13 protein-coding genes and 1 pseudogene are annotated in these 12471 nt (G+C 42.6%); 8 read left to right on the forward strand and 6 right to left on the reverse strand.

Features of this window, described 5'->3' with window-relative positions; genetic code table 11:
- The first annotated feature begins 22 nt into the window (after nt 1-22).
- The 3 genes from D1367_RS08975 (at nt 23) to D1367_RS08985 (ending at nt 2689) form a co-directional block, all read left to right on the forward strand.
- Nucleotides 23-1159, forward strand: a complete 1137-nt coding sequence (locus D1367_RS08975; RefSeq protein WP_118165848.1) for a cob(I)yrinic acid a,c-diamide adenosyltransferase — start codon at nt 23-25, stop codon at nt 1157-1159.
- An 89-nt stretch (nt 1160-1248) separates the two neighbouring features.
- A complete protein-coding gene (locus D1367_RS08980; RefSeq protein WP_118165851.1) occupies nt 1249-1578 on the forward strand; it encodes a type II toxin-antitoxin system RelE/ParE family toxin in 330 nt (109 codons plus the stop codon).
- Nucleotides 1571-2689, forward strand: coding sequence for a HigA family addiction module antitoxin (locus D1367_RS08985; RefSeq protein ID WP_118165854.1), 1119 nt, complete (start codon nt 1571-1573; stop codon nt 2687-2689). Before D1367_RS08980 ends, D1367_RS08985 begins: the two co-directional genes overlap by 8 nt.
- On the opposite strand, the gene D1367_RS08990 is transcribed toward D1367_RS08985, so the two are convergent.
- The 6 genes from D1367_RS08990 to D1367_RS09010 form a co-directional block, all read right to left on the reverse strand.
- The gene (locus D1367_RS08990) at nt 2663-3631 is read right to left on the reverse strand and encodes a GGDEF domain-containing response regulator (RefSeq protein ID WP_118165856.1); all 969 of its coding nucleotides are present in this window, start codon (nt 3629-3631) and stop codon (nt 2663-2665) included. The genes D1367_RS08985 and D1367_RS08990 overlap by 27 nt on opposite strands.
- Nucleotides 3628-4047, reverse strand: coding sequence for an Hpt domain-containing protein (locus D1367_RS08995; protein ID WP_118165858.1), 420 nt, complete (start codon nt 4045-4047; stop codon nt 3628-3630). The genes D1367_RS08990 and D1367_RS08995 overlap by 4 nt, the downstream gene beginning before the upstream one ends.
- A 64-nt stretch (nt 4048-4111) precedes the next feature.
- Nucleotides 4112-4351 (reverse strand): PAS domain-containing protein, encoded by a 240-nt coding sequence (locus D1367_RS32135; RefSeq protein WP_225892306.1) that lies wholly within the window; start codon nt 4349-4351, stop codon nt 4112-4114.
- A 99-nt stretch (nt 4352-4450) separates the two neighbouring features.
- Complete coding sequence (locus tag D1367_RS32725; RefSeq protein WP_267255537.1) at nt 4451-4576, reverse strand: hypothetical protein; 126 nt, start codon at nt 4574-4576, stop codon at nt 4451-4453.
- 172 nt (nt 4577-4748) lie between these two features.
- Nucleotides 4749-4985, reverse strand: a complete 237-nt coding sequence (locus D1367_RS09005; protein WP_118165861.1) for a hypothetical protein — start codon at nt 4983-4985, stop codon at nt 4749-4751.
- Nucleotides 4986-5419: 434 nt separating this feature from the next.
- On the reverse strand, nt 5420-5947 hold the full coding sequence (locus D1367_RS09010) for a DNA topology modulation protein (RefSeq protein ID WP_118165863.1): 528 nt from the start codon (nt 5945-5947) through the stop codon (nt 5420-5422).
- A 129-nt stretch (nt 5948-6076) separates the two neighbouring features.
- Between D1367_RS09010 and gatB the strand changes: the two genes are divergently transcribed.
- From gatB to ntrB, 5 genes and pseudogenes are all read left to right on the forward strand, one after another.
- Nucleotides 6077-7552 carry an Asp-tRNA(Asn)/Glu-tRNA(Gln) amidotransferase subunit GatB gene (gene gatB, locus D1367_RS09015; RefSeq protein ID WP_118165865.1) on the forward strand — a complete coding sequence of 492 codons (1476 nt, stop codon included), beginning with the start codon at nt 6077-6079 and terminating at the stop codon, nt 7550-7552.
- 473 nt (nt 7553-8025) lie between these two features.
- Nucleotides 8026-8070: pseudogene (locus D1367_RS33275) on the forward strand (hypothetical protein); the annotation flags it as partial.
- 139 nt (nt 8071-8209) lie between these two features.
- Entirely contained in the window at nt 8210-9451 is a 1242-nt protein-coding gene (gene argJ, locus D1367_RS09025; RefSeq protein ID WP_118165868.1) for a bifunctional ornithine acetyltransferase/N-acetylglutamate synthase, read from the forward strand.
- A 559-nt stretch (nt 9452-10010) separates the two neighbouring features.
- Nucleotides 10011-11393, forward strand: a complete 1383-nt coding sequence (locus D1367_RS09030; protein WP_118165871.1) for a CmpA/NrtA family ABC transporter substrate-binding protein — start codon at nt 10011-10013, stop codon at nt 11391-11393.
- 88 nt (nt 11394-11481) lie between these two features.
- Complete coding sequence (ntrB, locus tag D1367_RS09035) at nt 11482-12321, forward strand: nitrate ABC transporter permease (protein WP_118165873.1); 840 nt, start codon at nt 11482-11484, stop codon at nt 12319-12321.
- Nucleotides 12322-12471: the final 150 nt, after the last annotated feature.

The raw sequence follows: 12471 nt of genomic DNA on the forward strand, positions 1-12471 counted from the left end.
GCCACTTATAGCTTTTCGAGAAATGACAAGGAACGGTATTGGTATTCGCACGGCGCAAGTGCGACAGGAACGGCTCGTTGGTCAAATTCACGTCTACGATGGCGTGGGTAAAGGTAAGTCCCAAGCGGCTTTGGGGGTGGTTTTGCGCTCTATTGGCTTGGGGATAAATACGCCTAGCAATTCTAACCGGGTTTTACTGCTGCGGTTTTTAAAAGGGCCGGAACGTGATTATGACGAAGATGGCGCGATCGCAGCTTTGCAACGCGGGTTTCCTCATTTAATTGACCAGGTTCGCACTGGGAGAGCCGAATTTTTTGGGCATGATGAAATTACCACTTTTGACCGAGAGGAAGCAGCGCGAGGTTGGGATGTCGCCAAAGGCGCGATCGCTAGTGGTTTATATTCAGTTGTCGTCTTGGATGAAATTAACCCGGTTCTGGATTTGGGTTTGCTACCAGTAGATGAAGTGGTAAAGACATTAAAATCTAAACCCCAAGAGTTAGAAATTATTGCTACCGGACGCGCCGCACCGGAAAAGTTGCTCGATATTGCAGATTTGCACTCAGAAATGAAACCTCATCACCACCCAACAGCCAAAGCCCTGTTTCTTGAAGGGATTGAAATTTATACTGGTGCTGGTAAAGGTAAGTCTACTAGTGCTTTGGGCAAAGCCTTACAAGCCATTGGTAGGGGAATAAATCATCCAGGGTCTACCCGTGTGCTGATTATGCAGTGGCTTAAAGGTGGTACTGGCTACACAGAAGACGCTGCGATCGCCGCCTTACAGCAGTCATATCCAGAAGTGGTGGATCATCAGCGTTGCGGTGGAGATGCGATCGTCTGGCGAAATTCCCGGCAAGAATTAGATTATGTAGAAGCCGAACGGGGTTGGGAAATCGCTAAAGTTGCGATCGCCTCTGGGTTGTATAAAACTATTATTCTTGATGAACTAAATCCCACCGTTGACTTAGAATTACTCCCCGTTGAACCTATTGTCCAAGCTTTACTCCGCAAACCCCGCGACACCGAAATCATTATTACTGGCCGCTGCCAAAATCCACCAGCGTACTTCGACTTGGCTAGCGTCCACTCAGAGGTTTACTGCCATAAACACTATGCCAATCAAGGGGTAGAACTTAAACGAGGGGTAGATTTTTAGGCGTTGCTGATTAGTTGATATGCTAGATTCTCTAGAAACATAACAAATTTGTTTACCAAAATGGTAAACTTATATTAGTCTAGTAACGCATGGAAATCACCTTCGCTGACGGCAAACTGCAAAAGCTATGCGAACAACAAAACCTAGCGCAAAGAAAATTGGGTGCAAATTGTGCCAAGAAATTGACAACCCAGTTGGCTATTCTTGGTGCTGCTAGTTGTGTCGCGGAATTAGTTATTGGTCATCCCCATCCCTTAAAAGGAGATAGGGCAGGTGAATTTGCAGTCAACCTAGAAGGTGGTAAACGACTTGTATTTAAGCCAGATAACGACCCCATCCCCCTTACCGAGGATGGAAACATTGATTGGTCAAAAGTGAGTGCTGTTTGTATTGTTTTCATTGGAGATTACCATGATTGAGACAACCCGTACCTTTACACCAGATTGGGTATCTCCTCCCGGTGATGCCATCGCTGATTTATTAGAAGAACGTGATTGGACACAAGCACAATTAGCAGAGCGTTTAGGCTACACCACAAAACATATTAGCCAGTTGATCAATGGTAAAGCACCCATCAATGAAGAAACAGCCCTGAAGCTAGAACGGGTTATGGGTAGTACAGCAGCATTCTGGCTCAGATATGAAGCTCAATATCGCGCCGCTTTGGCAAAGAAAGAAGAAGAAAACCGCTTAAAGGGGTGGACATCTTGGTTAGATCGCTTACCAGTCAAAGAATTGATGAATCAAGGTGTAATTCCTAAGTGTCGGTTAATTGACAAGAATAAGCCTGATTTAGTAAAAAAGTTACTGCAATTTTTCGGTGTTGCCTCGCCGGAAGATTGGCAGAATTATTATGCAGGTATGGAAGTTGCTTTTCGTCGTACACGCGAAAATCAAAGTGATGTTGGTGCTATTTCTACTTGGTTACGTTTGGGGGAAATAAAAGCAGAACAACTAGACTCTCCCAAGTACAGTAAACCAAAATTTGAAAAGGCGGTGCGGGAAATTCGCACTTTGACGGTGTTACCGCCAGAAGAGTTTGAACCACAGATGCAAAAGTTGTGCTGGGAAGCAGGGGTTGTGCTTGTTTTAGTACCATCAATCAAGAAAGCGCACGTCAGTGGTGTTGCACGATGGTTAAACCCCCATAAGGCACTGATTCAACTTTCGCTTTATGGTAAAACCAATGACCGCTTCTGGTTTAATTTTTTCCATGAAGCAGCACATATTTTGCTACATGATAAAGAAAATATTTTTCTTGATGAATGGAATAGTGGGGAAAGTTTGAAATCTGAGCAGGAACGCCAAGCAGATAAATGGTCACGGGAATTTTTGATCCCACCTGAGTATGAGGGGGAATTAGCGAAGCTTAAATCTGAAACTGATGTAATTGATTTTGCCAAAGGTATCAGTATTAATCCTGGTATTGTTGTAGGTCGGCTGCAACACGATCATCTAATTGATCCGTCTTGGATGAATGGTTTAAAAGTGAAGTTTGGCGCACTAGCCGGAATTTTGACTTCTGGGTAGTTGAATATTTTGCACAAAGCGATCGCGTCCTGCTGTCTTTGCTTGATACAACGCCCGATCTGCGGCGGCAATCATTTCTTCTATGTCAGAATCTGGCTGAGGAATTTCTGTCGTCAACCCGACACTAATGGTTACATGAGGACTAACTTGGGAATTTTTATGAGGAATTGCTAGTGTTCGGACAGCATGACAAATTTTTTCGGCAACATAAGTCGCCCCCTCGGCATTTGTGTTAGGTAAAATCACAGCAAATTCTTCCCCACCATAACGGGCAACTAAATCTCCCGGACGCTTAATAATATCTTTGAGCGCTTTAGCAATTTCTTGAAGACAGCGATCGCCTATCCGATGACCGTATGTATCGTTATATAATTTGAAGAAATCAACATCGCAAAGAATCAGGGAAAGGGGGCATTTATCCCGTTTCATGCGCTGCCATTCTTGGTTAAAATACTCTTCAAACCGTCGGCGGTTAGCTATTTGAGTTAATCCATCGATAGTAGCTAATCGCTGCAATTCCATATTAACCGCTTCCAGTTCTTGCTGTAACTGAGATTGCTCAATCAAACGTTTTACCCGTTGGCGCAAAACTGCCCAATGGATCGGTTTGGTAACATAATCTATTGCCCCCACAGCAAATGCCCGGTCAACTGACTTTTGATCTTCAAGTCCTGTAACCATTAAAACTGGAGTATACTTGCTACTATCAAGACTCCGTAACTGAGTGCAACACTCGAACCCATCCATCTCTGGCATTAGAGCATCAAGGAGTACTATATCAGGATGCAATTCCTTAAAAACTTTTATTGCCTCTATGCCATTTTTAGCTTCCGCTATTTGATACCCTTCCCGATCTAAGAACTGCCGCAATATCAGGCGGATAAAAGGTTCATCATCAACAATTAGAACTAAAGATTGGCTTTCTAGGGCATCGGCTTTCATGGTATTTCCTTGGCAAGTTCTTTTTCTAAGGCAGTTTTAACTTGTTCATATTCCTGATATAATTGCGAGATTAATTCTAGGCTGTTTTCTAATTTACTGCTGCATCCCTGTGCTTCTAACACCTTGCAAAGCTGTGCCAGGGCGATCGCTCCAACAGAAGCACTGCTAGACTTAAGCTGATGGGCTGTGTTTAATAGAGTCTGGGCATCGTGAGTTGTGATAGCTGTGCTGATATCTTGCACCAGTCTCGGTGTCTCTGTCAGATAACACTCAATTAGTTCAACAAATGCCACACGATCTCCTCTAAGCATATTCTGCAAGGATTGGAGAATTTTGGCATCGATTTTGACGCTTTTTAATGTCTGGTTTTGCCCTGACTGTAGGATATTTTGCGAAGGTTCCAATTCTAAGCACATCACTTTACTTTGTTTTCCTCTGGAAGTGAATTCAGAACTTCTTTGGAACTGCTTAATTCAGCTTTCAGCCCAATTTGTCGGCAGATCGGTTCAACCGCCTTGAGTAAAGGATCAAGGTGAGGGCTTGCCGACACAGACTCGCTTCAGCAAGCTTGCGTAAACTAATATCTGTTTGAATTCCAATGAAGTGACTTAACTTACCATTTTCGTCATGGATAGGAGAAATACTCAATTCATTCCAAGATACAGTACCATCTTTGCGATAGTTACGGAGAACAACTTTGCAACTTGTTCCAGCTTTCATTGATATGTGCAGTTATTTGAGTGCTAGTTGCTGGTTGTCTGTGCGTTGCAAAAATCGACAGTTTTGCCCAATCACATCAGCAGCACTGTAGCCTGTTATTTATTCAAAAGCTGGGTTGACGTAAATAACTAGATGATGGGCGAGTCTGGCATCGGCAATAATAATTGCATTACTGCTAGCAGCAAGTGCCCTCTCCCTCAGTCTCAAGGTTTCTTCAACAGACATCTCCAGAAATTAATTATTCGTTGTCTGAAACCATTGTAGAGACGTAGCAGTGCTACGTCTCTACATTCATTTTCGGAGATGTCTATTTTTAATTTTTTTACTGAGGAAGGCAGAGGGCAGTTTGAGCTTACGGAAAACTGCCCTCTTTCAAGATAGGTCTATTGCCTATACCTTAAATCACAGCTTCTTGGCGTTGACAATCAAAAACAACCATGTAGGAAGCATTTGGTATTTCTTGAGGGAGGTGCCGCATATAGCCTTCGGCATCAGAACGGCTGCGGAAGCGAGCAACGATCTGCCGTTGCGTATTAGGAAGTAGACGAGCGATCGCCCAAGAATTGAGGCGTTCTTTATAGGCAATAGCTTGATTGTCTGATTTGGAAGCTTTGTAATCCGTATTTTCTGGCATAATTATGTTAACCGTATGAAGTTTAATGAAGGGCGTTAATTAGTTTCTAGGTAGGAATGCACTAACGCTTTTTTTTTAATGCTGCTGCCACCTTGTTATTCGATTCTGGAAAAATTGTCAACACTGAGCGCTATATTTTAGACCACTTAAGTTGGAATTTTCGGGTGGTAATGAATCTCAAAGCCTTAATTTGCAATTGTTTCTAGGCTACAACAATGCTCAAGCAGAAAGTTTGGCAAATATTGGGTTTGTATGATTTATATCCATACAAATAAGTAAAATCTGCATCAGTGTTAAAATGAACGCCAACGTCTTAAAAAGTAAGTTGAGAATGAACAATAACGTGCGTATGATTAATCGGGCGGACACACCCTTAATTTTTCTATCATCCTTTATTATAGTAATTTAACTTTGGTTACACTTTTTTAATAAAATCAATTGATTAAATATGAATGGTGATAAATATTTTGTAAAAAATCTCTGACTTCTGTTGGTTCGCAAAGAATAATAACTTGCTGATTTGGTGTTATTTGACTAAGTTTTTTGATAATTTCAGGACGACGATTAATTGGGTATGACCAGATATATTTGAGAAATTCCCAATTTAATCTTTCAGGACAATTTGATGCCATATCAGGTCTGGATTGTCCAGCATAAATGAAGCGACGTTTAATCACTCGTGACAAACATAAAAGACGGGGAAAATCCAAAAAAATTACCGTATCTGCAACCGACAAACGAACGTCGAGAGTCCCGCCATAGTTACCATCCATAATCCAAGATTCTCGTAGGGTTAGGTCTTGAATTATGTTTTGCCATTCAGCTTTTGGAGTCTCAACCCAGCCAGGATTCCAGTACCAAGCATCCAAGTGAATAACTTCTAAGCCTAAGATGGTTCCCAGTTCGCGGGCTAGGGTAGATTTACCAGCACCCCCAGAACCAATAATTAAGATTTTCTTCACCTTGTGTTTGCATCTCCCTTTTCAAGCTCATAAGGATAAGCATTACTCACCCAAATAACCGTCTTCAGGGCAACTCAATACGCCGCTACAATAGTACCACTACAAGGATTATGCCCAAATATTGATATTATGACCACTGCTACAACCGTAAAAACTGAGTATGAAGCGATTATTGGCCTAGAAACCCATTGTCAGCTGAGTACTAACACGAAGATTTTCTCTAATAGCTCTACCGCATTCGGTGCTGACCCCAATACTAACATTGACCCGGTTTGTATGGGTTTACCTGGGGTCTTACCTGTACTCAATGAAAAAGTATTAGAATACGCCGTCAAGGCTGGTTTGGCACTGAATTGTCAAATCGCTAGATATAGCAAATTTGACCGGAAACAGTATTTTTATCCTGACTTACCCAAAAATTACCAAATTTCTCAATACGATCTACCGATCGCAGAACATGGATGGTTAGAAATTGAGTTGGTGGATGCTGAGGGGAATCCGACTCGCAAACGTATTGGCATCACACGTCTACACATGGAAGAAGATGCTGGAAAATTGGTACATGCAGGTAGCGATCGCCTCTCCGGTTCTTCCTATTCTTTGGTAGACTACAATCGCGCAGGTGTACCGTTAGTAGAAATTGTCTCGGAACCTGATTTGCGTTCTGGATTAGAAGCTGCTGAATATGCCGAAGAGTTGCGCCGGATTGTGCGGTATCTCGGCGTGAGTGACGGCAATATGCAAGAAGGATCTCTGCGCTGCGATGTCAACATTTCTGTGCGTCCAGTGGGACGAAAGGAATTTGGCACCAAGGTAGAAATTAAAAACATGAACTCGTTTAGCGCCATTCAACGAGCGATTGACTACGAAATTGAACGTCAAATTGCCGCAATCGAAGCAGGCGATCGCATCATCCAAGAAACTCGGCTATGGGAAGAAGGCGCTCAACGCACAAGTAGTATGCGGGTAAAAGAAGGTTCTAGCGATTACCGTTACTTCCCCGAACCAGATTTAGCACCAATTGAGGTAACAGATGGCGAATTAGAGAAATGGCGTAGCGAATTACCAGAATTACCAGCCCAAAAACGCCATCGTTATGAAAGTGAGTTGGGGCTTTCCGCTTACGATGCGCGAGTGTTAACAGAAGATCGTTCAATAGCAGAATATTTTGAAACTGCGATCGCATCTGGAGCAAATCCGAAAGCTGCTGCAAACTGGATTACTCAAGATATCGCCGCCCACCTCAATAAGCAAAAACTCAGTATTACTGAAATCGGACTAACTCCCACCAATCTAGCTGATATCATCACTCGCATTGAAACAGGCAAAATTAGCAATGCTCAAGCTAAAGAAAAGTTACCAGATTTGCTCACTGGTATTTCTCCTGAAAAAGCCTTTGCAGGTCAAGAGTTAATCACCGATCCTAATGTACTAGAACCCATTGTTGATGAAGTCATAGCTGCCAATCCCAAAGAACTAGAAAAGTATCGCAACGGTAACACCAATCTCAAAGGCTTCTTTGTTGGACAAGTTCTGAAAAAGACAGGTAAACGTGCCGATCCTAAGCTGACTAACGAATTGGTGGAGAAAAAACTGAACGCCTAGCAGGGGAGGCACGGGGAGCAGGGGAGGCAGGGGAGCAGGGGAAGCAGGGGAGGCAGGGGGAGCAGGGGAAGCAAAAAAATTCCCAATCCCCAATTCCCAATTCCCAATTCCCAATTCCCAAGTCCCAATTCCCAAGTCAGTATTTACGCGGTGGTTCTTCACAAAATCTTCATATAAAAACTGGTAACAGCCCGCATACCTAAAATGCTATGCTGTGGTAAGTAGATGCACCCTGATGATCTGGAGAGCTGCCTAAGTGGCTCTCTTTTTTATTTGATTTATGTGGTATTTACGTAAAAACTTCATCAAATTTTTAAAAATAATCTTAATAAATAAGTATTACTCCTTACATCATCAGTGATATGGTGTGATAAAAAGATGCACCGTAATGATCTGGAGAGCGACCCAAGTGGCTCTCCTTTTGTGCTTTTGTCTTTCTTCATAAGAAAGGTAAAAACAATTATGCTAATTGCCAACTAGTGCATTATTATTGCCATCAGCAAATAAACTCACAATAAAAGGGAGTGGGGAGTGGGGAGTGGGGATTAGGGGAAAACTAATAACTTTCAACTCCTAACTCCTAACTCAGCACTTTTTGAAAGCACTTTTCCAAAGTACAAATTGACCTATCCAACTTGATAGTTGTAAGGAAGAAGAATGGCAGATTGGCAAGAAATAACAGGTGGCATCACAGCACCAAGGGGGTATCAAGCGGCGGGAATTACCGCAGGATTGAAACCTTCGGGGTTGCCAGATTTAGCTTTGATATTCTCAGAGGTGGAAGCGATCGCAGCTGGTGTATTCACCACCAGCCAAGTTAAAGCTGCCTGCGTAGAATATTGTCGCCAACGCTTGCAAGCTAAACAGAGCGCTCGTGCCATCCTCTGCAACGCCGGACAAGCAAACGCCGCTACAGGGACTCAAGGCTACCTTGATACTTTAGAATCTGCTATGGCAGTCGGTCAAGCACTAAACATTTCGTCTGAATCTGTGTTAGTGGCTTCCACTGGCGTGATTGGTCAAAGAATTAAGATGGATGCTTTGCGAAGTGGGATTCCCAAGGTAGTAGCAGCACTATCACAAACAGGCTCAGATGCCGCCGCCGGAGCGATTATCACTACAGATTTGGTAACAAAATCCATTGCCCTAGAGACAACTATAAGCGATCGCCCGGTACGAATTGGTGGCATTGCCAAGGGTTCCGGCATGATTCACCCGAACATGGCAACTATGCTGGCATTTGTTACTTGTGATGCTGTGGTTTCGCCTCACCTTTGGCAACAGATGTTAGCAAGGGCAGCTGATAGAAGCTTTAATTCCATTACCGTGGATGGTGATACCAGCACCAACGACAGCTTAATCGCCTTGGCAAACGGTCAATCTCGCACCCCAGCAATTACAGAATGGGGTGCAGAAGCAGAGAAATTAGAGGCGATGTTAACAGCAGTTTGTCAGCATTTAGCCAAAGCGATCGCTCGTGATGGTGAAGGCGCAACCTGTCTAATTGAAGTGGAAGTAACAGGGGCCCATGATGAAATTTCAGCCCGACAAATAGCCAAAACCATCGCCGGTTCATCCTTAGTTAAATCTGCAATCTTTGGACGAGATCCCAACTGGGGACGCATCGCCGCCGCCGCCGGACGTGCCGGTGTGCCCTTTGAGCAAGAAAACCTGCAAATAAAGCTAGGGGATTTCTTAATGTTAGAAAATGGGCAACCTCTGCAATTTGACCGTGCAGCAGCGAGTGCTTATTTGAAAAAAGCAGTGGCGGGTGCTTATCTCCAACAGGATACTGTATTAATCTCCGTTAACGTTGGCAATGGTCATGGTTCAGGTAAAGCTTGGGGTTGTGATTTGAGTTACGACTACGTGAGGATTAACGCCGAATACACTACTTAAAATCTCGTTTACAGGTATACCGTTTCTACTTTCAGGTTGATACAAATGCGTTTTTAGGGTAGCACAGCTAGCTGTGCTACCCTAAATCATAGTTCCAAGATAATAGTATCCATAAATAAGAGTTTATATATTAGAAAATACTACTAAAATTAAGTCGCAAAATAAGCGAAAATAGCAAATCATATTATAAAACTAATAGTCTCCATAGATAAAAGTTTATATATTAAAAATTATCCATATAGTTAAGGAAAATAGATAAATTTTTCCTTATATATCCAATTTAATATTTCTTTAATAAATCGATACTCCAAGTTGAGCAATTTGGCTTCAAAGGCTGTAAACTGATTTCAACAAGGTGAATGACACCTCTAAAACACACTAGAGCAGAGTCAAAAAATTAGCCGAGTTTTTATATAAGTTGCCGCGTCATTGATGGAATGGCTGCGGTTGCTTTGCCAAGGATAGCTTGATTAATCATTAATACAGCAATAAACACAACGTTTTATTGCCGAAATTGTCATAGCTATAAAAAATAAAATTTACGTTTTTAGGAGATATTATGACAGAATTTTTTAATCAAATTTCCCGTCGCAAATTCATCTTTACGGCTGGGGTATCTGCGGGTACTGTATTCCTCAAAGGCTGTTTGGGGAATCCCCCTGACAACCTAACTGGTGGAAGCACTCAAGCACAACCAACGGCTCAAACGGTTGCTAATATTAGTCCTGAACAAACACCAGAAACTACTACAGTAAAGTTGGGATATATTCCCATTGTAGAAGCGGCTCCTTTAATTATTGCTAAAGAAAAAGGCTTTTTTGCCAAGTATGGCATGACTGATGTTGGCCTTTCCAAACAAGCTTCTTGGGGTGCAGCCAGAGACAACGTAGAAATTGGTTCGGCGGGTGGTGGTATAGATGGCGGTCAATGGCAGATGCCAATGCCACATTTAATTTCAGAAGGTTTAATCACCAAGGGAAATAAAAAAATTCCCATGTATGTATTATGTCAATTAATTACGCATGGAAATGGAATTGCGATCGCAAACAAGCATCAAGGCAAAGGTATTAGTTTACAACTCGCCAGCGCTAAGTCCCTATTCACGGAATTAAAATCCTCAACACCCTTTACAGCAGCATTCACCTTTCCCCACGTCAACCAAGATTTGTGGATTCGCTACTGGTTAGCAGCAGGCGGCTTAGATCCCGATACAGATGTCAAATTGCTCACAGTACCTGCGGCGCAAACTGTGGCCAACATGAAAACAGGAACAATGGATGCCTTTAGTACAGGCGACCCCTGGCCTTATCGCCTGGTTCAAGACAAGATTGGCTACGTAGCAGCATTAACCGCAGAAATTTGGAAAAATCATCCTGAAGAATACTTCGCTATGAGAGGCGACTGGGTTGATAAAAATCCCAAAGCTACCAAAGCGATTTTAAAAGGAATTATGGAAGCCCAACAATGGTTAGATAATTTTGATAATCGCAAAGAAGCGGCTCAAATTTTGGCTGGACGAAATTATTTCAATCTTTCTTCACCTGAAATACTGGCCGATCCATACCAAGGTAAATATGACATGGGTGATGGTCGTAAAATTGATGATAAATCAATGGCAGCTTACTACTGGAAAGATGAAAAAGGTAGTGTTTCTTATCCTTACAAGAGTCATGATTTATGGTTCATAGTTGAAAACGTTCGCTGGGGATTCTTGCCAAAAGATTACCTAGACAATAATGCTGCCAAAGCTAAAGAAATTATCAACAAAGTCAACCGTGAAGATATTTGGAAAGAAGCTGCCAAAGAAGCTGGCATTGCTGCTGCTGAAATTCCCACAAATACATCCCGTGGTGTAGAAGAGTTTTTTGATGGCATCAAATTTGACCCTGAAAAACCAGAAGAATATTTGAAGAGTTTGAAAATCAAGAAGGTCAGTATTTAGACGCACGATTCATCACTTGTAGAGACGCGATTCATCGCGTCTACGACTACGACAAATAAAAAATAAAATTTGAGGAGAACACAGCATCATGACAATAGCTCAAAAACGCCCTGCAAGCCCTAGATTGAGTAATAGCTTTATCTCCAGCCTGAAAAAGCAATTTCCTGATCTGATACCACCAACGATCGCCCTCACAATCTTCCTCGTTCTCTGGCAACTCTTCGCTTGGACTCCCGGCGCAACATTACCAGGGCCAATACAGGTTATTCAAGACACTTGGATTCTCATTTTCTGGCCTTTTTATGACCGAGGTGGCATTGATAAAGGTCTATTTTGGCAGATTCTCGCCAGTCTACAACGGGTTGCTATCAGTTATACCCTAGCTGCGATCGTTGGTATTGGCTTAGGCATTTTGATTGGGGTGAATAAAACCATGTCTAAAGCATTAGACCCCATTTTTCAACTACTGCGGACAGTACCACCTCTGGCTTGGGTTCCCATTTCTTTAGCAGCTTTACGACAAAACGAACCCGCAGCCTTATTCGTAATTTTCATCACCGCCATTTGGCCCATCTTAATTAACACTGCTGTCGGCGTTACCCAAATTCCCCAAGATTACAACAACGTCGCCAAAGTTCTGCAACTTAGCCGCAAAGAATATTTCACTAACATTTTGATTCCTGCGGCATTACCCTACATCTTTACCGGCTTGAGAATTGCGATCGGTTTAGCATGGTTAGCGATTATCGCCGCCGAAATAGTCATGTCCGGTATTGTCGGCATCGGCTTTTTCATCTGGGACGCCTATCAAAATAACAACGTCAGCGAAGTTATTTTAGCTCTAGTTTATATCGGCATTGTTGGCTTGCTTCTAGATAAAGCAATGGGTTGGCTTCAAAACCAGATTTTACCAACAGAGCAAAAATAGTCATTGGTCATTGGTCATTGGTCATTGGTTATTTGTAAAAAACTAACGACTAGAGACTGTTTTCAAACTCGAAGATCCCCCCTAACCCCCCTTAAAAAGGGGGGAAAAGAAATTCTAAAAGCCCCCCAATTTATCGGGGGGTTGGGGGGA

This window comes from Nostoc sphaeroides, from assembly GCF_003443655.1.
In the GTDB taxonomy this organism is placed as follows: domain Bacteria; phylum Cyanobacteriota; class Cyanobacteriia; order Cyanobacteriales; family Nostocaceae; genus Nostoc; species Nostoc sphaeroides.